This window comes from Segatella copri, from assembly GCF_003465495.1.
In the GTDB taxonomy this organism is placed as follows: Bacteria; Bacteroidota; Bacteroidia; order Bacteroidales; family Bacteroidaceae; genus Prevotella; species Prevotella copri_G.
The window spans coordinates 1-23,189 of the sequence record NZ_QSAV01000033.1 but is presented as its reverse complement, the minus strand read 5'-3'; the positions used below and the strand labels follow the sequence as shown (position 1 = coordinate 23,189).

Genomic DNA, 23,189 nt, shown 5'->3' with positions numbered 1-23,189 from the left:
GATTTTATTTGGTTATTTGCCCAAAATCTAGTATCTTTGCACTCGAATTTGATAAAAATTCAACGGACTTGTAGCTCAGTTGGTTAGAGCAACAGACTCATAATCTGGAGGTCCTAGGTTCAAGCCCTAGCTGGTCCACGCTTCTATTACAGCGACTTACGAGCAATCGTGGGCCGCTGTTTTTCTTTTTTCACAAAACGTATCCGACAGAAAAAAAGAGGGCAACTGGAGCTTTTGCAACCAAGTTGCAGAAACCTTTTCGTAATTTTGCAACCGAAATAGAAAAAGGAACTGAATGTTCCTGGTTATATAGAACTAAAAGTATTGCAAAATTATGGAAGAAATGAAACATTCTCACGAACATCATCATGAATGCCATTGTGAAAATTCTCACGAACATCATCATGAGCACAATCATGACTGCTCATGCAGCACAGAAGGACATGAGCACCAGGGGTGCGGTTGCCACCACCATCATCACCATAAAGAAGGCGGTTTGAAATCCAAACTCTTTCTGATAGGAGCAACCATCATCCTCCTGATTATCGCTGTTTTCATCGAAAAGGAATACAGTCTGGCTACCTGGCAGTTACTCCTCGTCTATCTCATTCCTTATTTATTAATAGGACATGAGACGCTGGGCGAAGCTGCAGAAGGTATTGCCAAGGGCGATATGTTTAACGAAAACTTTCTGATGGCTATTGCAACCATCGGAGCACTTTGCATCGGATTCTTCCCTGGATCAGATACAGAATTCCCGGAGGCAGTCTTTGTGATGCTCTTCTTTCAGGTGGGCGAACTCTTCGAAGGATATGCGGAAGGAAAGAGCCGCGACAGTATTTCGCATCTGATGAATATCCGACCGGATGTAGCGAATGTTGAAAGAAACGGAAAAGTAGAGGCAGTTTCGCCGGAAGACGTCAAGATAGGAGAAACTATCGTAATCCGTCCGGGAGAGAAAGTGCCTCTGGATGGCATTGTAGTTGAGGGAAGCTCAGCCTTGAATACCATTGCCCTGACAGGTGAGAGTATGCCACGGGATTTGAATGAAGGCGATACTATCATGTCCGGTTGCATCAACCTTTCAGGAGTAGTTCGTGTACGCACCACCAAGAGTTTTGGCGAAAGTACCGTATCCAAGATTATCTCTCTGGTAGAGAGTGCAGACAAGAACAAGTCGAAGAGCGAGGCTTTCATCACCCGTTTCGCCCGAGTCTATACTCCTATCGTTGTTTTCGCAGCCATTGCCCTGGCGGTTATTCCTCCATTCCTGGCAGCAACGGGAATCGTTGGCGAAGGAACCTTTGGCGAGAACTTCCCATTATGGCTTAACCGCGCCTTGATATTCCTGGTAGTTTCCTGTCCTTGCGCCCTGGTCATCAGCGTGCCCCTCACCTTCTTTGGCGGCATCGGTGGAGCATCCCGGAACGGTATTCTCATCAAGGGCAGCAACTATATGGATGCTTTAGCCAAGGTGGGAACCGTTGTGTTCGACAAAACCGGAACTCTGACCCACGGAGAGTTTGCCGTGGCAGCTGTTCATGCAGATGCTTCCTGCCCAGACCATTCATCCCACGATGCAGATAATGTACATATTGGCGAATATTCTGACAAGGAGAAGATTCTGCTGCATTTGGCGGCTCATGCAGAACATTTCACTACCCACCCTATCGGCGCAGCCCTGCGTACTGCCTTCCCGCAAGAAGCAACGGATGGCTGCGAGGTGACCGATGTAGAGGAGATTGCAGGACAGGGTATCCGTGCCAAAGTGAACGGCAAGGTGGTTTGCGTAGGCAACAAGAAGATGATGGAAAGCATCGGTGCCCAATGGCACGACTGCAACCAGGTGGGAACCATCATCCACGTCGCCATTGATGGCAAGTACGCAGGACATATTGTGATCAACGACACCCTTAAGGGAGGAAGCGCCCATGCCATCAGAGAGCTGAAAGAACTTGGAGTAGAGAAAACGGTAATGCTGACGGGTGACCGCAGAGAAGTAGGAGAAGATGTTGCCCACAAACTGGGACTGGACGAGTGCCGCGCAGAACTGCTGCCAACCGACAAAGTTTCGCATGTAGAACAACTGCTGAAGACAAAACCAGCAGGCAAGACGCTCGCTTATGTAGGCGACGGCATCAACGATGCCCCAGTATTGAAGCGTGCCGATGTGGGCATTGCCATGGGTGGACTGGGTAGCGATGCAGCCATCGAAGCTGCCGATGTAGTACTGATGGATGATGACCCTAGAAAGATAGCCCTTGCCGTAAAGATAGCCAGAAGAACAATTCATATCGCTCACGAGAACGTGATATTTGCCATCGGAGTGAAGGTTGCCGTACTGATTCTCGCCACCATCGGTCTCGGTACCATGTGGATGGCAGTCTTTGCCGATGTAGGTGTTACGGTACTGGCTGTATTGAACGCCATGAGAAGTTTGGGTAAAAATCGTCTTTTTTATCGTTAAATACCAAAATAAGTTGTATCTTTGCAACCGAATTGCAATATACAATACTGAATGGTTATGTATAAAAAAGACATTTTGACTATGAATAAGATTATCAAACTCATCTTCGTGCTCTGCTGCTTCTGCGGCATTGCACAGGCTCAGCCTCAACGCCCTAAGCTCGTTGTAGGCATCGTTATCGACCAGATGCGATGGGATTATCTCTATCGCTACTACGCCCGCTACGGCGAAGGCGGATTCAAGAGAATGCTCGGAGAAGGATTCAGCGTAGAAAACTGCAAGATTCCTTACATCCCTTCGGTTACAGCCATCGGCCACTCTTCTATCTGGACCGGTTCCGTTCCTTCCATCCACGGAATTGCAGGAAATAACTTCGTGAAGGATGGAAAGGTAGTGAATTGTACTGCCGACGATACCGTCAACCCGGTAGGTTCTGACAGCAAGGCTGGCAAGATGTCGCCTCGCAATCTGTGGGTAACCACCATCGGCGATGAACTCCGTCTAGCTACCAACAACCGCTCTAAGGTGATTGGTGTAGCCTTGAAAGACAGAGCATCCATCCTCCCTGCAGGCCATCACGCCAATGGCGCTTTCTGGTTTGATGACAAGTCGGGCAAGTTCATCACCAGTACTTTCTATATGGATAAGTTGCCTGAGTGGGTGAACAAGTTCAACAAGCAGAAACTCCCGAACAAGTATCTATCCAAGAAATGGGAGACGCTCTACCCTATCGATTCCTACAAGGAGAGCACCAGCGATGACAACAACTACGAGAATGGAATTGTTGAAGGAGAAAAGGCAGTATTGCCACTCGATCTGCCTACCTTATATAAAAAGCATGGTTATAAGATTCTCCGCAACACCCCATTCGGCTGCAACCTGACTTTCGATATTGCCAAGGCTGCCATTGAGGGAGAAAATCTGGGTAGAAACACAGATACTGATTTGCTGACCATCAGCTGCTCCAGCACCGACTACATCGGACATCAGGTGGGCGTGAACGCCATCGAAACAGAAGATTGCTATCTCAGATTAGATAAGGCATTGGCAGATTTCTTCGCTTATCTCGACCAGACCGTGGGCAAGGGAAATTATCTCACCTTTCTCACCGCCGACCATGGAGGCGTAAACAACGCCACCTTCCTACAAGACCAGCGAATCCCTGCCGGCATTTGGAACAAGAAGGGACTGGTAGATGAATTGAACAAGAGTCTGAAGACAAAGTTCAACACCGACAAGGACCTAGTAAAGACCATTATGAACTATCAGGTATTCTTCAATACAGACATCATCGAAGAACTCGGTTTGGATTATACAGCCATCAAGCAGGTGGTAGTAGACAGACTGAAGAAAGACAAGGACGTGCACTATGCCTTCGACATGGAGAAGACCTCTATCGAGAGCATCCCTGAAGAGCTGAAGTTCCGCGCCATTAACGGTTATAACCGCGAGCGCAGCGGAGGTGTTCAGATTGTACTGAAACCAGGTCACTACGATTATTACAGCAGCAAGGGAACTACCCACGGAGCATGGAATCCATACGATATCCATATTCCTTGCCTGTTTATGGGTTGGGGCATCCAGCACGGCGAGAGTGCCCAGCCTCACTATATGACAGATATTGCCGCTACCGTTTGTGCGATGCTGCATATTCAGGCACCTAACGGCTGCATCGGCACACCGATATTCTAATAAAAAGCAAAAAGACAGATAATAACAAAGGCTAGGTTCACGATTCCGGGAACCTAGCCTTTATTTTTTATTCAAAAGAAGATGTTCTTCTATTCCGAGAAGAACATCTCTTATTCTTCGTTCATAATCTTCATATATTCCTCGTAAGAAATATATCTGCCACCCATCGATTTGAGATGAGGAGTCTCCAACTGACAATCTATCATCTTGCCACCGTGCTCCTGCAAGTATCTGGCAAGGAAGATGAGGGCAATCTTAGAAGCTGACGGAACCCTGGAGAACATGCTTTCTCCTATAAAAACCTTGCCGATGGTGACACCATAAAGTCCCCCTACCAGTTCATCAGTTTCATTATCCCATACCTCTACGCTCGCCGCAAAGCCCTGCTTATGGAGGGCAGTAAATGCCTGGATGATGTTCTCGCCCAGCCATGCGCCATCTTCCCAATACCGTCCGTTGGTCTTACTGCATCCCCGTATCACGCCATCGAAATCTTCGTTGATCCCTACGCTGTATCGGTTCTTTCTCATCAGGGTACGCATGGAATGACTGATGTGGATTTCATCAGGGAAGATGACGAAACGCTTCATCGGACAGAACCAGAGTATTTCAGGCTGGTCACGGAAACTATACCAGGGAAAGATGCCATTGCTATAAGCCAGCAACAGGCGGTCGATACTCAAATCGCCACCAATCGCAAAGCATCCATCCTCATCGCCATAATGCGGATCGGGAAAGTAAATCTCGTCCGCAGTATCATCTATCTGTAATATCATACGCTTATCTTTTATCAAGAATATTCTTGACTAGACTTTCATTCTAATAATTAATCACCAGTTCCTTTCCGTCAAAGTCGACATGCGCCTTGCCACTCTTCTTGAGTTTGCCGAAGAGCAGCGCCTTCATCAGGATCGGTTTCAGGCGGTTACCGATGACACGGTCCATCTCGCGGGCACCATATTCCTTGGTAAAGCCCCATTTCAGCAACTGTTCGCGCGCAGCTTCGGTTAACGTTACGGTAACTCCCTTTGCTGCCAGTTTTGCATCGAGTTGACGAAGTTTCTTGGCAAGAATCAACTCTGCCATGTGCTTATCCATATCATTGAACACCACCATGTCGGAAAGTCGGTTGATAAACTCAGGCTTGAAAGTCTTCTTCACCTGTGCCAGCATCGCTTCGCCACGACTTACGTTTCCATTGAAACCTACGCTAGCCCGTGAAGCATATTGTGCTCCGGCATTTGAGGTCATGATGAGAATCACGTTACGGAAATCAGCCTTCTGGCCCTTGTTATCAGTCAGACGGGCATAGTCCATTACCTGGAGCAGGATGTTGTAGATATCGCTATGCGCCTTCTCTATCTCATCGAGCAGGAGTACACAGTTTGGCGTCTTGCGGATGGCATCGGTCAGGAGACCGCCATCTTCATAACCCACATATCCGGCTGGAGAACCGATAAGTTTTGCCACGGTATGCTTCTCGGTATATTCACTCATATCGAAGCGTACCAGTTCGATGCCGAGTTCCTTGGCCAACTGCCGTGCCACCTCGGTTTTTCCTACTCCGGTAGGTCCCACGAAGAGAAGCGAAGCCAATGGTTTGTCATCATCTGTCAATCCCGCCTTTGCCATCATCACAGCCTCAACCACCTTGTCTACAGCCTTGTCCTGACCGTAAATCTTGTCGAGTATGCGCTGGCGGAGCGTAGCCAGAGCATCGTTATTCTCATCTTTCATCGCGGCCGCATCAATCTTGCAGACTTTAATCAGAATCTGCTGGATGATTGACTTGGTAACGTAAGAGCGCTGGCGAGATTCTACCGGATGCACCTCCAGATAAGCACCCGCCTCATCCATCAGGTCGATGGCCTTGTCTGGCAGACAGCGGTTGCTGATATATTTGGCGCTGGCACGGACGGCATATTCCAGGGCGTCCTTGCGATAGGTTACATTGTGGAACTTGTTGTATTTATACTGCAAGCCCTCCAATATCTTGATAGCCTCCTCCTCGGTAGGTTCCTTGATGTCAATCTGCTGGAACCGGCGCACGATGCCCTTGCTCTGAGCCATGTAACGGTTATATTCCTCGTAGGTGGTAGAACCGATGAAACGGATATCACCTGCCTCCAGATATTGCTTCAGCATATTGGATGCATCAGGTCCGCCATCTGAGCCACGACCGGCACCTATCATATTATGAATCTCATCGATGTAAATAATGGTATTGCCTTCCTTCACGGCTCCCTCCATCACCATCTTGATGCGTTTCTCAAAGTCGCCGCGATATTGGGCACCGGCAAGCATCTGTCCCATATCCATGCCGTAGATGCGAGCCCCCTTGAGGCGTTCAGGAACCAGGTTTTCGTTGATGAGTTTGGCAAGACCATAGACCAGAGCAGTCTTGCCGACTCCGGCTTCTCCGATGTGGAGCGGATTGTTCTTCTCGGCACGGCAGAGCACCTGGATGGTTCTGTCCAGTTCCTGTTCTCTTCCGATGAGCGGATTGTGCTCTTCTACCTTGTCAGAAATACAGGTAACCAGCTGATGCCAATCCTGTACAACCTGTCTTCTGCCTTCTTCCTCGTCGTCGTCATACTCGTTGGCATAATCGTCATCATCAAAGTCTGCTCCCATGCCCATGCCAGCCTCTCCAGTATCATCTCCAATAGGATAATAACTGTCAACGCTCGCCAGGAACTCGCCCTGCCGGTCGCCCACATTCTTGCACAGCAGGAAGGCGGCTTCTGAATTCTGCAAGCCAAACATCGCCTGCACAAAATGGGGTACATTCACTAGCTGTCTGTCGGCAGCAGCAGCCAGGGCGCACGCCGTTCCAAACATGGTTTTGAAGAGCGATGACGGCTCTGGCAGATACTTGATGGTTTCAGGCACACGCTCCTGCTTGGCGAGCCATTCCACCAAGTCTTCGTGCATTTTGAGGCTGTCTACGCCTTCTTCCTGCAGCGCCTGACAGAATGCATACTGCCTGAGCAACGCCAGCAGCATGTGCTCGGGCATCACGAACTCGTGGTCGAAGAACCGGGCTTGCTTCATGGCATCGTCCATCAGAACACTCATATATCGGGTCAATCCCATACTGTCCATTCTATTTTTTCCTTTCTTTTTCTTAGCATATATTGGGGATATTTCCCCGAAATCAACGCCTATTCCGGCATATAAGTGAGTTTAAGCGGAAACTTCTGCGTACGGGCTTTCTCCATCGCTTTCTCCACTTTACTCTTGGCGATGTCGTAGCTGTAGGTGCCCACCACGGCTTTCTCTTCGTGATGAACCTTGAGCATGATTGCTTCAGCCTCAGCCTGCGACTTGAAGAAGATGGATTCGAGGATTTCTACCACGAAGTCCATCGGCGTGAAGTCGTCGTTGAACATCATTACCACGTAACGCCCCGGCTCCTTGAGCCTGGTTTTCTGGCGTTCACGAATTGCTGTTTGTTCTTGAGCCATATTTTAATTCTTACTTTTTATAAGCATTGGTAATCTCCACAACATAAACATCGTGGAATCCACCCTTGGCACCATACCACTGGAGCAGGTCCTTGTCGAGGAACTTCTCGGCGGTCATACTGTCCTTATAAAGTTTGCGGCATTCCAGGGTGAGTCGTGACTGCTCGAAGCCAATGCAGCCGTTATCGGTTTCCACAGGAGTCAATCCTGTTTCCTTCGCCTTATCCAAATCGCGTCCGCTCTTAGAGCCGCAGAAGCTATAAATCTTTCGAGCCTCCTCGCTGTTGCCGAGGAAAGAGAGGGTCATGAATTCATTCTCCTCGATGATGCCGTGGGTGAAACGCTCCGGACGGATAAAGACCACAGCCACCGGCTTGTTCCAAAGCCATCCCAAACAGCCCCAAGAGGCGGTCATCATATTGAAATGATCCTTGTTGCCGGCACATACCAGCATCCACTCCTTACCAATAGTCTCGAAGACGTTGTCATTCAGTTCTTTTACGTTGATCTTTTCCATCTTATCTGTTCCTTTCTTTTTAATTTCTAATTACCATAAAATTGCGACAGCAGTATTCTGATTGCTGAATGCTGCCCATATCAACTGCAAAGATACAAGAATAATCTGAAAAAGCGAATGTTTCTTTAAGAAAATCGCATCACCCTATTGAGGATTATGCCTAATTAATACTTTTTTATGCCACAAGAAGGCTGAATTGAATACGATTTGTGAGGTAGGAAACCGACCTTGATTTACATTAACTTTGCATCGGCAGTTGAAAAAATAATTCACATTTTATTTTGTCAGTTGCCCAAAAGGCAGTACCTTTGCACCCCGAATGCCGAAAGCCGGGAAGGCGGAAGGCTTCGATTTATTATTCATTTATAAACATTTAATTTAATGTACAAAACAATTTTCAACAAGCGCAACAGCTTGAAGTTCAACCGATTCTCTAACAAGAATTACTCACTCTTCGCAGTTTTGGGAAGAGAGGTACTTGTTGGCGCACTCAGCGTTGCTACCCTGAGCCATGCTAAGGCAGCAGGCGTAAGCACAGAGGGAGCCAAGGTTGATTCTACCCTCTACAAGGGCGGAAAGGCTTACGAGCTGGATGCGGTGAGCGTTACCGGATCTCGTGCGCCGATGACTGTAGAGCAGTCACCTAAGATTGTGTCTGTCATTACCCGCGACGATATTCATCGTGCGGCTGCGCAGACTATCAACGATGTATTGAAATTAGCTACCGGCGTGGATGTCCGTCAGCGTGGTGGCTTTGGTGTTCAGACGGATATCTCCATCAATGGTGGAACCTTCGACCAGATTACCATTCTCTTGAATGGCGTCAACATTTCCAATCCTCAGACTGGTCACAATGCTTCTGATTTTCCTGTAGCTCTTGCTGACATCGACCACATCGAAGTGCTCGAGGGGGCGGCATCGCGCTTATTCGGAACTTCAGCCTTCAATGGTGCCATCAACATCGTAACCAAGAAGGCTAAGAGTGAGGGGGTATCTGCAAGTGTAGAAGGCGGAAGCTTTGGAAGCTTCGGAGCACAGGGACGCATTCAAACAGCTTTTGAAACGGGCAAGTGGGCCCAGGCTTATTCCGTAAGCGGAGGCTACAAGCGCTCGGATGGTGGCACAGACAACAGCGACTTCGAGAAGGGACAGGGCTACGGCAATCTCTCGCTCTCTTACGACCAGCGTTTCGACATCAACGCCCAGTTGGGTATTGCTAGCCAGAGCTATGGTGCCAATACTTTCTACAGCGCCAAATACAACAACCAATATGAGAAGACAGACCACGGTATGGCTTCGCTCAACCTGAGTCTGCACAACCAGGAGAAGACCTGGGAGATTGCGCCTCAATTCTATTATAACAAATTCAAGGATCACTATCAGCTGATTCGTGGAAAGGCTGGAGCTGCAGCGGGCGAGAACTATCACGACCTCGATGTTTATGGTGGTGGACTGAATGCCAACGTGGCTTGGGCTTTGGGTAAGACCGCTGTGGGTTTCGACATCAGCAAGGAGTGCATCTACTCTACTGCATTGGGCGAGGAACTCGCAGAAAAAAACTATAAGGATATCTCGGGTTCTGACCGTCAATATACCCGAAAGGGCAAGCGCACCAATACCAACATCATGCTGGAGCACAACTTCATCTTCGGCGGTTTCACCTTGTCGGCTGGTGTCTTGGCTAACAAGAATACAGGTCTTGACAACGACTTCCGTTTCTATCCTGGTGTGGATATGAGTTATCGTCCTAACGACAACTGGAAGTTCTACGCTTCCTGGAACAAGGCATTGAGAATGCCTACCTACACCGACTTATACATAAGTAATGCGGTGCAGCAGGGCGACATCAACCTAAACCCGGAGAAGAACTCAACCTTCAAGGTGGGAACTCAATATCGCCAGACTGGTTTTGCAGCAACCGTTAGCGGATTCTACGCACACGGCACCAACATGATTGACTGGGTTCAGACATCCGTGACCGAGCAGAACGACAGCAAGTATCACGTGATGAATATCGGAAAACTCAACAACATGGGCTACAACGTAGATGCTACTATCTACATGAGAGAATTGGTACCAAACAGTTTCATCACCCGCATCAAGTTGGGTTATGCTTACATTTATCAGGATCATAAGACCGAGACAAACATTCTGAAATCACTCTATGCATTGGAGTATCTCAAGCACAAGGCAGTATTCGGTCTGGATCATCAGATCTGGAGCAAGCTTTCAGCTTCGTGGAGCGTAAGATGGCAGCAGAGAATGAATGGCTATCATCCATATACCAAGGTAGACTGCAAACTGATGTGGGACGAGAAGAAATACAATATCTTCGTGAAAGCCGACAACATCACTTGCCACCGCTACTACGACCTCACAGCTGTTAAGCAGCCAGGTTTGTGGATTATGGCAGGAGCCAGCGTAAATCTCGGCCGATAATATAATCAGATAATAATCATCCCAAAAGATGATAAATATCCGAAACACGATTCGGATATCAAATAAAAAAACGAGCCTTGATGGAGGATTCTTCCTTCCGTCAAGGCTCGTTTCCTTTTATTCCGGCTATTTCCTTTTATTTCAGTTATTCCGGTTTCTGATATTTTCCGTTCACTTTTATCGGTTCGAGATGGATTCCCACATGGGTATCTGCGCCGAAGTGCTGCTTCAGTTTCGTTTCTATGTGAGTAGCATGCTCATGCGCCTCATAAAGCGAAAGAGAACCCGGCATGCGGACATGCATTTCTATCGCAATCTTGTTTCCGATGCGACGGGTACGCAGGTTATGAATCTCTCCCACTCCCTCTTCTTCATTTGCAATCTTCAGTATTTCATCTTCCTCAGTTTCCGGAAGACTGGCATCCGTCAGTTCTTTCACAGATTGCATCACCAGTCCCCAGGCAGCCTTGATGATGAAGGCACTCACGATGATGGCTGCAAGCGGATCGAGCACCGCCCACTTTTCTCCCAGGATGATGGCGCCGCCAATACCGAACATCGTTCCGATACTCGATAAAGCATCGCTGCGATGATGCCAGGCATTCGCCACTACAGCCTCGGAATGATATTTCTTTCCGGCTTTTACCGTAAACTGATAAGCCCACTCCTTCATCACGATACTTACGATGGCAGCAATCAAGGCTACAACGCCCGGCTGCTGCAATGTCTCGCCGCAGATGGCATGATAGGTCTTGGTAACGCCAGAATAACAGATCATCACACCCACCACGAAGAGCGAAATACCGATGATGGCTGTGGCAAGCGTCTCGTATTTGCCATGCCCATAATCATGGTCTTTATCCTTCGGCTTATTGCCTAGTTTTACGAATACCAGTACCACCACATCGGTGGCGAAATCGGTAAGCGAATGGATGGCATCCGCTATCATGGCTGCAGAATGTCCGAGAATACCTGCAGCAAACTTCAGTACGAGCAGCACCACATTGATGATGCTTCCCGCTATCGTCACCTTATATACTTCCTTTACTCTATCCGCATCTGCGGAATGATTCTTTTTCGTTTCTGCGGGCATCTCTTGCTCGTTATTTATTCTCTCATTCTTGTCCATACTATAAAATATAACAGAAGTCCTTTGCTTCCTTAATAATGTTTTTGTATAACCAAATTCCTGTCTTTCATGAATTGAGCGGCAAAAGTACATCTTTTTTCTGAAATCGGATAAAAAGAGAGATTAAAAAAGTATAACGAATAGGGAATAATGTGATAGCGAAGAGAGAAAAGCATGGAATTTTGTGATAAAACGCCTTAAAACAATAGGAATTTTGTGATTTTCAGTCCGAATTTCTTTGGAATTTTGTGATAAAGTTGTACTTTTGCACCCGATTATCAGGTATTATATTATTCTGTGACAAGAACATTATCACAATAAAAGCGGTTGAAAAAACCGCAAGATGAAACAATTATGGTTTTAAATTACATTTGGATAGCATTTTTCGTGATTGCGTTCATCTTCGCACTCATCGGATTGGCAATGGGAGATACGACTATCTTCCAGAAGATTGTAGATTCCACCTTCGACTCATCCAAGAATGCCTTCGAGATTTCTCTCGGACTGACGGGCGTGCTCGCCCTCTGGCTTGGCATCATGAAGATTGGAGAGAAGGCGGGAGTTGTGAATGTGTTGGCAAGAGCACTCAGCCCGGTTTTCACCCGTCTCTTCCCTGATATTCCGAAGAACCATCCGGTGATGGGAAGCATCTTCATGAATATCGCTTCGAATATGCTGGGACTCGATAATGCGGCGACGCCTACAGGATTGAAAGCGATGCAGCAGATGCAGGAACTCAACACGAAGAAGGATACGGCGACGAACCCGATGATCATGTTCCTGGTTCTGAACACCTCAGGACTCACCATCATCCCTACCACCATCCTCGCCTTCCGTGCCTCCTATGGAGCAGCCCAGCCTACGGATGTCTTCATCCCTATCCTGATGGCTACGCTCGTGGCTACGCTTGCCGGAATCATCATCACTTCGCTCTGGCAGCGCATCAACATCCTGCAGCCGGTATTGCTCGCTACTCTGTTGGGAATGTGCGCCTTCGTAGGCATCATCATCTGGGGATTCGGACAGATGGACAAGGATACGATGAACACGGTTACCACCTTGGCTTCTAACATGATTCTCCTGGGCATCATCCTCTGCTTCATCCTGGCTGGTTTCTGGAAGAAAGTGAATGTTTATGATGCATTTATCGAGGGAGCAAAGGAAGGTTTTACTACTGCGGTGAAGATTATCCCTTATCTCGTAGCTATCCTTGTGGGCATCGGCGTGTTCCGTGCTTCGGGAGCGATGGATATGGTGATTCAAGGCATTTCGTGGTCGGTAGAACAATGCGGCTTGAATGCCGATTTCGTAGGTGCCCTACCTACCGCCATCATAAAACCGCTGTCGGGAAGTGGTGCACGAGGCATGATGCTGGAGGCGATGAAGAACTATGGTCCTGATTCGTTTGTAGGCAGATTGAGCTGCATCTTCCAGGGTTCCACCGATACCACCTTCTATATATTGGCAGTATATTTCGGAAGCGTAAGCATCAGGAATACCCGTCACGCCGTGGCTTGCGGCTTGCTTGCCGATTTGGCTGGAGTCATCGCAGCAATCACTATAGCATATTTATTCTTCGGATAATAAAAAACAAATTAATATGGCAAACCTCAAAAGTTTAGCAAAGGATACCGCCATCTATGGTTTGAGCAGTATCATCGGCAGATTCCTCAACTATCTGCTTGTACCACTCTATACGGCTAAGATCAGCGCCGCAAGTGGTGGTTATGGTGTCATCACCAACATGTACGCCTATACGGCGTTACTCCTCGTTATCCTGACCTACGGAATGGAGACCACCTTCTTCCGTTTTGTCAACAAGGAGGGAGAAAACTCAGAAAAGGTTTATCACACGGTATTGAGCATGGTGGGCTTCACTTCCCTACTCTTCATCGCCCTGGTATTCCTCTTCATCACGCCTTTGAGCGATGCGATGGGCTACGCCGACCATCCGGCTTATGTATGGACCATGTTCGTAACCGTGGCTATTGATGCCTTCCAGTGCATTCCGTTCGCTTACCTCAGATACAAGAAGCGCCCACTGAAGTTTGCTGCCTTCAAGTTGCTCTTCATCGGTCTGAACATTGCGCTCAACCTGGTTTACTACGTCATCATGGATGGTCACGATGTGGGTTATGCTTTCTACATCAACCTGGTTTGTACCGCCTCCATCACCTTCTGTTTCTACAAGGAACTGAAGGAAGGATTAATGGGCGAGAAATGCTCCTGGAGCGAATGTAAGGTGCTCGTCAGGAAGATGATGGGCTACAGCTGGCCAATCCTCGTGCTCGGTATTGCCGGTATTCTGAACCAGACAGCCGACAAGATTCTCTTCCCTTACATCTATGAGAAGGGCGATGCGCATGCACAGCTCGGAATCTACGGAGCAGCCAGCAAGATTGCGATGATCATGGCGATGATTACCCAGGCATTCCGCTATGCTTACGAGCCGTTCGTTTTCGGCAAGGCGAAGGATAAGGACAACCGCCAGACTTACGCTTCGGCGATGAAGTATTTCGTCATCTTCACCCTCTTGGCTTTCCTGGTGGTGGTAGGCTATCTGGATGTATTGCGCCACATCATAGGTCGCGACTACTGGGATGGTTTGAAGGTAGTGCCTATCGTAATGGCTGCCGAAATCATGATGGGAGTATATTTCAACCTCAGTTTCTGGTACAAGCTCATCGACAAGACCATCTGGGGTGCTTACTTCTCAGGCATCGGCTGTCTGGTATTGATAGCCATCAACGTTATCTTCGTACCAGTCTATGGTTACATCGCCTGTGCTTGGGCTGGATTTGCAGGATATGGAACGGCGATGCTTCTCTCCTACTTCGTGGGTCAGAAGAAGTATCCTATCAACTATCCGGTGAAGGAGATTATGATTTATGTGGTTCTCGCCCTCATCCTCTTCGCCGGAATGACCGAGGCTAACAAATACTTCTCCAGTGGAATCGCCTGCCTCATCAATACGGTGCTCATCCTCATCTTCGCCGCTTATCTCGTGAAGAAGGATTTCCCATTGAAGAGTTTGCCAGTGGTGGGTAAGTTCTTTAGAAAGTAAGAGATTCCAATCATTGAGATTATATTCCAAGAAGTCCGTGGACAATGTGTAAGTCCACGGACTTCTTTTGTTTATATTATACAGAACCTTCGCATGCGGTTCAAGAATAGACAAAAGGACCCAATGTTCCTGGTCCCGAGCAATACCCAGGATATAATAGCAGCCAGCAAGGCGCCCTGTAAGAGCTAAAGCAAACGGCTGAGTAAACGAAACGAGACGACTGAGTATTTTGAAGGATATGACTATGCAAGCTGAAGGATACGGCTCCGTAAGCTGAAGAATATGACTGCGCAAGTGAAAGAAGGCGTCTGATCAGGTTCAAAGAGATAGAATATGGAGTTCAAGGAGACTGCTTCTGGAAAGTTGCCACTAGGCTCAGCAGCTCTGCTGAGCCTAGTCAGCAGGTCTGCTCACTGCAGTCAGCAGGTCTGCCGAGCCTAGTGACAACACCTTTTAATCGTACAACAATACCCCCTTTAGTTGTACGACTGTACACCTTTTAGTTGTACAACTACACTCCCTTCAGTTGTACAACTATAAACCTTTAGACGTACAACTATGAATCCATCGATTGTTCAACTTGACTTTTTCTCCCATTCTATACCTCAAAAACAAGAAATAGTCCGAGAATTCTCAAAAAAAGTAATCTTCCTTTTCGTTATTCCCTCATAAAAGTATATCTTTGCAACGATTATTCCCTCATAAAAAATAAAGAGCATGAGAAAGATACTACAAGACAAAATCTGTATGAACGATATCAACAAGATATGCATCATGACACAAGGAAAGGAGAACGACCACCGGAAGGAAGAACTTTACCAGCTCACCTTTGATGAAAACGACCGCGTATCGTTCAATGCACTTTGGGCTTTAACCCATTTCGATGAAGCTAACAACCTATGGCTCTTTCAGAAGCACGATGACTTGATAAATAGGGTTCTCGTAGAGAAGAATGAGACCAAGCGCCGCCTGATGCTCCATCTTCTTCTCCGTCAGCCTTTCGAGGAAGAATCACTCCGTTCCGATTTCATCGATTTCTGCATCGCCAAGATTACTGCCTGTTCCCAACCCTACGCCATCCGCTGCTACTGCATGAAGCTCGCCTACGAGCAGATGAAGTACTATCCCGAACTCCTCGAAGAGTTAAGAATGGCTCTGGATATGCTGGAACAGGAGGTTCTATCACCAGGAATGTTATCGGCAAAAAGGCAAATTATAAAGAAAATCAAGCGAAGCCTTGGAAAATTCGGGAAATAGTAGTAACTTTGCAAACGTAATATTCTAACAATATAATACATAAATGGATGGAGATACAACTGAACGATTATCACAAGAAAGTCAATGCCCAAATGCAAAAAAGCATGGCTTATTGGCGAGAGCATCCGCTTTCGCTGGAGGAGTGCTTAGCTCAATTCAAGCGCTTGCGGGAACAACGAAATGTTTGCCAAACACTCCTGGTATTTCCGCAATGCCCTGGTTCGTGCCAACTATCGCAACATTCAGAAAGGCATAGATTACTCTCCTATCTACCTGGTTCGTTTCTTCAGGAACTTACTTCTAAAAGATGGTTGGGTTCTCAAGAACAGATATTTACATATCCGGCCGACTGATGATTGGAAAGAGCAGCCGAACTTAAATTCTCAAACAGGAAGTGGACAGAAAAACAACTTCATAAATAAAGAAGGAGAAGAAAATGTCCCAAGCTTGTCCCAAGTTCGTCCCAAGTTCGTCCCAAGTAGAAGAACTCATAATACGTATAAATAAAGATTATCTATCCATCGGCGATATAATGAACCTGTTTGGATTAAAGAACAGAACCAGATTTAGAAAGGAATACATTACCCCAGCCCTAGCCGAAGGAGCCTTGGAGATGAAATATCCAAACACCCCAAGACATCCACGCCAGCAATATCGGATGACAGAGCTGGCAAAGACTTGGAAAGAATGGTATGAGAAAAAGAATAAATAACATCATAATAAAAATAGAAAACAAAAACAAGTAATGAAGAAAAAAGCAACGGTCCTTATCGCCTCTATCATGGCGTTCTGCGGAATCAACACCGCTCACGCTGACGAGGGAATGTGGACAATTTACAACTTGCCTAAAGCTGTGTATGAGATGATGCAGCGCGAAGGCTTCAGTATGACTTACGACCAGCTCTACAACGGCGAGAACGCCTTGAAGAATGCTGTGGTTAACTTCTCGGGCTATTGCTCAGGCGTAGTCGTTTCTCCAGACGGTTTGGTATTTACCAACCACCATTGCGGTTTCGAGGCTATCAGAAGCCACTCTACCGTGGAGCACGACTATATGCTCAATGGTTTCTTTGCTAAATCTTACGCAGAGGAATTGCCTAACGAGAATATGTTCGTCAGCTTTATGGTTGAACAGAAGGATGTAACCGATAAGGTGATGAGCCTCGGATACGAGAAACTCGACAACAAGAAGCGCGATGAACTCATCGATTCTCTGGAGAACGAGATGACTAAAGAGGCGAAGAAGAACGATTCTACCCTCCATATCACCGTTCAGCCTTTCTACGAGGGCAACAAGTGGTATGCTACTACTTACCGCGACTTCACCGACCTACGCCTGGTTTTCACCGTACCAAAGTCTATGGGTAAATTTGGTGGCGATACAGACAACTGGATGTGGCCTCGCCAGACCTGCGACTTCTCTGTATTCCGCATCTATGCCGACCCTAAGACCAATGGTCCTGCTGCCTACAGTAAGGATAATGTGCCTTACAAGCCAAAGCGTTGGGCACAGGTTTCTCTCCAGGGTTATAAGGATGGCGACTATGCGATGACCATGGGTTACCCAGGCAGCACAGAGCGCTATCTTTCAAGCTACGGAATCCAGACCATGCGCGATGCTGAGAATGCTCCTCGTGCCCAGGTTCGTGGCGTAAAGCAGGAGGTGATGCAGAAGCACATGCGTGCCGACGAGGCTGTCCGCATCAAGTACGACAGCAAGTACGCCAGCTCTTCCAACTACTGGAAGAATGCCATCGGTATGAACAAGTGTATCGACTCTATCGGCATCGTGAATCTGAAGCGTGAGTACGAAACCCGTCTCCGTGCTTGGCAGGATACAGCCAAGGCTGCCAACGACCTCGCCCACAAGGTAGATTTCGACAAGCTCGCCAAGCTCTACAAGGAGAGCGCAGACGTGAAATACGCCTGGACCAACTTCGCTGAATCTTTCACAAGAAGAAGCAACATCGAGTTCTCTACCCGTGCCATCAAGCTCCAGACTGACATGGAGGTGAAGGGTCCTGAGAAGAACAAGAAGAAACAGTATCATGAGTTTGAAGATAACTCTGCAGAATGGGATATGGCGCTCGATAAGGAAGTGCTCGCTACCCTTCTGAAGAACTACAAGGAGCACGTAGATGCCAAGTGGTTGCCTAAGTTCTACAAGACCATCGACGCTGAGTTTGGCGGCAACTACGCCAAGTATGTGGATTATCTCTGGGAGAAGTCGCTCATCATGAAGAAGGGCGCCAAGCTCTATTTCAACAAGAAGGGATATGAGAAGGATCCAGGCGTAAGCTTCGGTATGGATCTGAACGATGTATTTGCAGATTTCGCTGCTCAGATGGGCAGCATCAACGACAGCATCGCTGAGCAGGAGAAGTATCTCTGTGCTGCCAAGCTCCGTATGGAGGAAGACATGCCTCACTACAGCGACGCCAACTTCACCATGCGATTGAGCTACGGTCAGGTAGGCGGTTTCGACCTCGGTGGCAAGCCATCAGGCTATTATACCACAGCCGAGAGCCTCGTTGAGAAGATGAAGCTGGGCGATAAGGTAATCGATTACTACGCTGAGCCTATCATGCACGAGCTTCTCTCTGAGAAGGATTTCGGCAAGTATCAGGATAAGACGACTGGCAAGATGCAGCTCTGCTTCCTCACCAACAACGATATTACCGGTGGTAACTCTGGTAGCCCTATGTTCAACGGTAAGGGTGAGTTGATTGGTCTTGCCTTCGATGGCAACTGGGACAGCCTCAGCTCTGACATCAACTTCGACAAGCGCCTGGCTCGCTGCATCGGTGTAGATATTCGCTATGTGCTCTACCTGATGGATAAGTGGGGACACGCAGACCGCCTCTTGAAGGAAATCAATGCGAAGTAAATCCTATCTCAGAATCAACAGAGATGATATAAAGGTTTATCCTGGAATAAAGATTAGTCTCAGGATGATATAAAAAGAGCGGAAAATCAGCTGTTAACTGTTAACCTGTTAACTCCTGGCTTTCCGCTCTTGTTTTATTTAGTCTTTCTATTCTTGTTATCTTGCTGATTTTCAGTTTATTTTTATCTTACAGATTCGCAACCTACAGAATTCCAATTAATACTGCGAGATATTATTCAGCTCCTTCAATGAAACCTGACGAGGCTTCTCGGCAAGTTTCTTCTTCAATTCATCCACCATTATTTCAGAAGATGGATTGAAAGAAGCAGAGCGCATGTAATCAATTATACTCTGATAGAAAGCCTTGCCTTCCGGATATTTCGAAGCCTTTTCCAAATCGCTCATGCAGACGAGAAGCTTTCCGGCTCCCACCTTCCATTCCATCACCAAACCCAACTTATGATTCCGCTCGATATTATCTATCACCTGAACAATCGGGCGATAATCCTTGTCGAAGTTGTCAAGCACCAGCGGATGCGATTCCTTGATAACTGGGAACCATTGCCAGTTGGTGTGCATCTCCGTAGGGAATCCCTTGAATATCGGATGTTCCGGATTCGTCAGAATGCCCAAGGTTCCTGGAGAAACTTTCTTCTTGTTGTTCTCGCAGATGGTCTTGAACATGCGATAATTCCAGTAATCGGTCTGGAAGAGTCCGCCAACAGTATAAGGAGTAGCATTATCTGCCTGCGAAAGCGTATCATCGGCAGCCACAAAATGGCTGGAAGCCGTAGGCATCCAAAGCACCTTTCCGCCATGTTCCAAGACTTTCACCACTTCATCATTCAAATCCTTGGCTATGATAACGCCCTTCTTTTCCAAAGCCTTCTTCGGATAAATCCAAAGTTCGTAGGAGTTTCTCGCCTCTGTTCCTTCAATGTTTAATGTAAGAAGCAGCTTGGTAGGTTTCTGTACGTGGAAAACACCATTCAGTTCACCCACATCCACCAAACCTTCATCGTATGAAAAGATGTTCAATACTCCCTCATCCTCAGCCATCAAGTCGCTCACATTCTTTCTCACTTCACCATCCTTGGTGCTGTAAGTTCCATCATCCATACAGAACAATCCGTTCTCGGCAGCCAGATGCCATTTCAGTTTCTTGCCCTTCAGCGAAGAACCGCCATAATTGGCAACCTTAACCTTAGCCTGAATCTTCTCACCATTCTCGAAGCAGAACTTCTTCATTTCCAGCAGAGGAACCACAGGCGAGCACCACTGGCGCCATTCCTCGGGCGTAGTGATTCCCTTACTCTCCATAAACGCATCGAGGATGCCTACGAAAGCACTTCCCTGACCGGGATAATCCTGAATATCGAGCAGTTGGAAGCCCGCCATATTCCGGGTTCTCAAATCCATCTCTATATCGGCTTTATAGAGTTTCACGCTCCATAAGCCCGAAGCCTTGTGGAAATAATCTGCCTGCGAGAGCATTCCGGCAGCAGCCAGCCTGCGGCGGAACACCTCGAAGTTATAAGGATGAAGCACTCCGGTGTATTTCTTTATTTCCCGATAGTCAGGATAGGTCTGAAACTGACCTGTTTCGTGAGAGATGATAGGGATTCCTGCCTTATCGCAAGCCTCATCAAAGTTCATCGTAGAATTAGGATGGAAATGATTGATCATTCCTCCATCGTAGGCATCGGCAAACGAGAAGGAACCACGGGTATGGGTATTGTATTTGCCCCATCCCTCGCCTCCGATGCGGCAAGTGGTGAAGTAATCTATTCCTTCTTTTATTCCCTGATAACCGAGATAGTAATTGCTTCCGAAGGTATAGTATTTATCGGGCGCAATCTTGCGGAAATCATCCACAAACTCCTTCATCTTGTCGATGTCGCCCCAGAGTTCATTACCCAACGCCATCATTCTGAAAGATGGATGATGACCATATTCTCTGAGGATGTTCTCGCCTTCCTGATGCAGGAACGCCATCAGCCTTTCATCCTTCTTATCAAAAGAACCCCAGAAAGGAAGTTCCGGCTGGAGATAGATTCCCAGGTTGTCCGCTGCCACGAAAGCTGCCTCCGGTGGGCACCAGGAATGAAAGCGCACATGGTTGATTCCATACTCCTTGCAGGTTCCGAGATACTTCATCCAGCCTTCCACGCCCATTTCCACATGTCCCGTCAGCGGCCATACAGCCGCATCGTGCTTGCCACGGAGGAATATCCTATGACCATTGGCGTAGAAATGGGCGTCCTTGATATGAAAATCCTTGGCGAAATCAGGCATCTGAAGGGCGGAAGGAGAAGCTACAGAACGGCTAGGGATTGCTCCTGTTAGAGTTTCTGCAGATTTGCTCTCTACAGAGCTGGGTAGCTGGAGTTCAATCCTTCCGATAATTCCATTCCAGTTGGTCTGCGTATCTTCCGTATAAGCATGGCTGGAACCGTAAACCTGATCAGGCACACCTCTTCCATTATCCACCACGATTTCCAGAAGATGCTTGCCCGGCTTCACCTTCTTTGGCAGAAGATAGCGCTGGGGAGTAGAGATGAAGTTGCAGGAATCCACCAGTTCTCCATCCACATACACCCATGTCGGTCGGGTACGCTCCAGGAAGAGTTCTACAGGCTTCTTCTTCCAATCCTTCGGAATATTGATGGTTCTGGAATATCTTGCAGCTCCTTTATAGGCATAGAGTCTCGTAAGATGCGTTGTTTCCATCGTATCTTTCGGAGCGAATCCCAGATGGTTCGTATCGATGGTACCGGGAAGAATGGCACGCTTCATCTCACCCTGCGAGGCACGCTTACTCTTGGCAAAAGCACTACCGCTCTTTCCCAACTCCACATTCCATTCACCAGCGAGCGAAATGCTCTGTGCTTGCAAGCCCAGACTTACCAGTCCCAGACAAGCGATAAGAATAGATTTCTTCATTTACTTATAATTGTCTAATAGTTCATACCAAAAGCCCAGAGAGGAATAACATTGCCCATGCCTGTCTCTATATCATCCTTCACAACATATCCTTCTTTAGCCTCAGAAATCTGCTTCTGACCTTTCTTTTTACCACCAATTTCAAATGTCTTGTCTTCTATCAGAAAATCAGAAATTGGAGAATTGAAGACAGCATGATTCACACGCATCTGATTAAAAAAGAAAGTCTCTCGCTGATTGCCAATATCAGGCACCGAAGAAGAGAGAGCAAAGGAGAGGTTGGTATTATCAAGATACACCTTTTCTACCTTACCCAAACCACGCACACCTCCTGTGGACTCGTGAAGTTGGGCTATCAAACCTGCACGCTCCATAAGTTCGAAGTAATCGGGCAGGTTATTGCGATCTACCTTGATAGTTGTAGCAATGGTACTCATGTTTGGCTTGAAAGGCACACTATCAGCTATTACCTGCATCAGTTCCTTCAATTTTCTAGACACCATCACCGTATAATTGGCATATTGTGGTATATCCGTCTCCAAAGTCATACTCACCACTTGATTCAGTCGCATCCTATAGCCCTCATCCTTAGAAAAAGGATAGTAGCCCTTGCGCAAATATTCATTAAACAATGCCAACGGATGCTCAATCTCCTCAGGCAACACAACTTCATTGTTTACGATTTGTTTCAATGTAGAAACAGGAATATCTAGGCCCTTTTCCATACCGATGTATTCGCGAAAAGACAAACCTTGCATCGTAAAGACCAGTACTCGTCGACTTAAATCTGCTGTACCTTTATAAATATCAAGCACAGAAGAACCGGTAAATACCACTTGCAAGGTTGGCAGATTATCGTATATCATTTTAAGTTCTGTAGCCCATCCCTTATATTTATGTATTTCATCGATAAAAAGATGCTTGCCTCCAAGTTGGCTAAACTTCATTGCTGTTTCAAAGAGAGTATGATTAGCGAAATAGATGGATTCCGCACTCACGTAGAGTGTGTCTTTCATCTGAAGATTCAATTTGATATACTGCAAAAGAAGTGTTGTCTTGCCGACTCCACGAGGTCCAACAAGAGCCGTCATCCGATTCGACCAAGGAATCTGATGATACATATATCGTAGGTATCGAGTATCGGTACGCTTGATAAGATTGTCTGAAAGTTGCTTCAAAAATTCCATATTTCTTTCCTTATTTGATGTTTACGGCTGCAAATATACAAAAATTGCGGTAAAAACACCGCAATTTACCAAAGAAATTGCTATATTTTTACCGCAAAATGTCTTATACGTGAAAAAGTTGTCACCTTTAGGATGGTTAA

At 47.0% G+C, this 23,189-nt stretch carries 14 protein-coding genes, 1 tRNA gene and 1 pseudogene; 9 read left to right on the top strand and 7 right to left on the bottom strand.

What is annotated here, in order from left to right; translation table 11 throughout:
• The first annotated feature begins 64 nt into the window (after positions 1 to 64).
• The 3 genes from DWV53_RS10435 (at position 65) to pafA (ending at position 4,159) form a co-directional block, all read left to right on the top strand.
• A tRNA-Ile gene (locus DWV53_RS10435) sits at positions 65 to 138 on the top strand.
• 358 nt (positions 139 to 496) lie between these two features.
• The gene (locus DWV53_RS10430) at positions 497 to 2,467 is read left to right on the top strand and encodes a heavy metal translocating P-type ATPase (protein ID WP_118153530.1); all 1,971 of its coding nucleotides are present in this window, start codon (positions 497 to 499) and stop codon (positions 2,465 to 2,467) included.
• Positions 2,468 to 2,548: 81 nt separating this feature from the next.
• Positions 2,549 to 4,159 (top strand): alkaline phosphatase PafA, encoded by a 1,611-nt coding sequence (pafA, locus tag DWV53_RS10425; RefSeq protein WP_117729427.1) that lies wholly within the window; start codon positions 2,549 to 2,551, stop codon positions 4,157 to 4,159.
• A 110-nt stretch (positions 4,160 to 4,269) separates the two neighbouring features.
• On the opposite strand, the gene aat is transcribed toward pafA, so the two are convergent.
• From aat to DWV53_RS10405, 4 genes are all read right to left on the bottom strand, one after another.
• On the bottom strand, positions 4,270 to 4,935 hold the full coding sequence (gene aat, locus DWV53_RS10420; protein ID WP_117694924.1) for a leucyl/phenylalanyl-tRNA--protein transferase: 666 nt from the start codon (positions 4,933 to 4,935) through the stop codon (positions 4,270 to 4,272).
• A 43-nt stretch (positions 4,936 to 4,978) separates the two neighbouring features.
• Positions 4,979 to 7,213 carry an AAA family ATPase gene (locus DWV53_RS10415; protein ID WP_437181746.1) on the bottom strand — a complete coding sequence of 745 codons (2,235 nt, stop codon included), beginning with the start codon at positions 7,211 to 7,213 and terminating at the stop codon, positions 4,979 to 4,981.
• 110 nt (positions 7,214 to 7,323) lie between these two features.
• Positions 7,324 to 7,626, bottom strand: coding sequence for an ATP-dependent Clp protease adaptor ClpS (locus tag DWV53_RS10410; RefSeq protein ID WP_006849241.1), 303 nt, complete (start codon positions 7,624 to 7,626; stop codon positions 7,324 to 7,326).
• A gap of 10 nt (positions 7,627 to 7,636) precedes the next feature.
• A complete protein-coding gene (locus DWV53_RS10405) occupies positions 7,637 to 8,143 on the bottom strand; it encodes a flavin reductase family protein (protein ID WP_118153525.1) in 507 nt (168 codons plus the stop codon).
• A gap of 381 nt (positions 8,144 to 8,524) precedes the next feature.
• Here DWV53_RS10405 and DWV53_RS10400 point away from each other — a divergent pair, with 381 nt between their 5' ends.
• Complete coding sequence (locus tag DWV53_RS10400; RefSeq protein WP_118153522.1) at positions 8,525 to 10,582, top strand: TonB-dependent receptor plug domain-containing protein; 2,058 nt, start codon at positions 8,525 to 8,527, stop codon at positions 10,580 to 10,582.
• Positions 10,583 to 10,727: 145 nt separating this feature from the next.
• Here the strand turns inward: DWV53_RS10400 and DWV53_RS10395 are convergent, their stop codons facing one another.
• On the bottom strand, positions 10,728 to 11,675 hold the full coding sequence (locus tag DWV53_RS10395; protein WP_118153572.1) for a cation diffusion facilitator family transporter: 948 nt from the start codon (positions 11,673 to 11,675) through the stop codon (positions 10,728 to 10,730).
• Positions 11,676 to 12,065: 390 nt separating this feature from the next.
• On the opposite strand from DWV53_RS10395, the gene DWV53_RS10390 reads away from it, so the two are divergent.
• From DWV53_RS10390 to DWV53_RS10365, 5 genes and pseudogenes are all read left to right on the top strand, one after another.
• Positions 12,066 to 13,295 carry a nucleoside recognition domain-containing protein gene (locus tag DWV53_RS10390; protein ID WP_118153519.1) on the top strand — a complete coding sequence of 410 codons (1,230 nt, stop codon included), beginning with the start codon at positions 12,066 to 12,068 and terminating at the stop codon, positions 13,293 to 13,295.
• A 16-nt stretch (positions 13,296 to 13,311) separates the two neighbouring features.
• On the top strand, positions 13,312 to 14,775 hold the full coding sequence (locus DWV53_RS10385; protein WP_118153516.1) for an oligosaccharide flippase family protein: 1,464 nt from the start codon (positions 13,312 to 13,314) through the stop codon (positions 14,773 to 14,775).
• A gap of 717 nt (positions 14,776 to 15,492) precedes the next feature.
• Entirely contained in the window at positions 15,493 to 16,032 is a 540-nt protein-coding gene (locus DWV53_RS10380) for a hypothetical protein (RefSeq protein ID WP_118153513.1), read from the top strand.
• A gap of 436 nt (positions 16,033 to 16,468) precedes the next feature.
• A pseudogene (locus tag DWV53_RS16395) lies at positions 16,469 to 16,636 on the top strand (Fic family protein); the annotation flags it as partial.
• 141 nt (positions 16,637 to 16,777) lie between these two features.
• Complete coding sequence (locus DWV53_RS10365; protein ID WP_118153504.1) at positions 16,778 to 18,919, top strand: S46 family peptidase; 2,142 nt, start codon at positions 16,778 to 16,780, stop codon at positions 18,917 to 18,919.
• A 216-nt stretch (positions 18,920 to 19,135) separates the two neighbouring features.
• On the opposite strand, the gene DWV53_RS10360 is transcribed toward DWV53_RS10365, so the two are convergent.
• Together DWV53_RS10360 and DWV53_RS10355 are read right to left on the bottom strand one after the other, a co-directional pair.
• Positions 19,136 to 21,862, bottom strand: coding sequence for a beta-glycosidase (locus tag DWV53_RS10360; protein WP_118153501.1), 2,727 nt, complete (start codon positions 21,860 to 21,862; stop codon positions 19,136 to 19,138).
• Positions 21,863 to 21,876: 14 nt separating this feature from the next.
• Positions 21,877 to 23,049, bottom strand: coding sequence for an ATP-binding protein (locus DWV53_RS10355; RefSeq protein ID WP_117728475.1), 1,173 nt, complete (start codon positions 23,047 to 23,049; stop codon positions 21,877 to 21,879).
• Positions 23,050 to 23,189 lie beyond the last annotated feature (140 nt).

Bases quoted from the DNA above. Each gene is read 5' to 3' on its own strand.
- DWV53_RS10400 (WP_118153522.1), top strand. From the start codon at position 8,525: ATGTACAAAACAATTTTCAACAAGCGCAACAGCTTGAAGTTCAACCGA.
- aat (WP_117694924.1), bottom strand. From the start codon at position 4,935: ATGATATTACAGATAGATGATACTGCGGACGAGATTTACTTTCCCGAT.
- DWV53_RS10395 (WP_118153572.1), bottom strand. From the start codon at position 11,675: ATGCCCGCAGAAACGAAAAAGAATCATTCCGCAGATGCGGATAGAGTA.
- DWV53_RS10360 (WP_118153501.1), bottom strand. From the start codon at position 21,862: ATGAAGAAATCTATTCTTATCGCTTGTCTGGGACTGGTAAGTCTGGGC.
- DWV53_RS10410 (WP_006849241.1), bottom strand. From the start codon at position 7,626: ATGGCTCAAGAACAAACAGCAATTCGTGAACGCCAGAAAACCAGGCTC.
- DWV53_RS10355 (WP_117728475.1), bottom strand. From the start codon at position 23,049: ATGGAATTTTTGAAGCAACTTTCAGACAATCTTATCAAGCGTACCGAT.
- pafA (WP_117729427.1), top strand. From the start codon at position 2,549: ATGAATAAGATTATCAAACTCATCTTCGTGCTCTGCTGCTTCTGCGGC.
- DWV53_RS10380 (WP_118153513.1), top strand. From the start codon at position 15,493: ATGAGAAAGATACTACAAGACAAAATCTGTATGAACGATATCAACAAG.
- DWV53_RS10405 (WP_118153525.1), bottom strand. From the start codon at position 8,143: ATGGAAAAGATCAACGTAAAAGAACTGAATGACAACGTCTTCGAGACT.
- DWV53_RS10365 (WP_118153504.1), top strand. From the start codon at position 16,778: ATGAAGAAAAAAGCAACGGTCCTTATCGCCTCTATCATGGCGTTCTGC.
- DWV53_RS10390 (WP_118153519.1), top strand. From the start codon at position 12,066: ATGGTTTTAAATTACATTTGGATAGCATTTTTCGTGATTGCGTTCATC.
- DWV53_RS10385 (WP_118153516.1), top strand. From the start codon at position 13,312: ATGGCAAACCTCAAAAGTTTAGCAAAGGATACCGCCATCTATGGTTTG.
- DWV53_RS10415 (WP_437181746.1), bottom strand. From the start codon at position 7,213: ATGAAGCAAGCCCGGTTCTTCGACCACGAGTTCGTGATGCCCGAGCAC.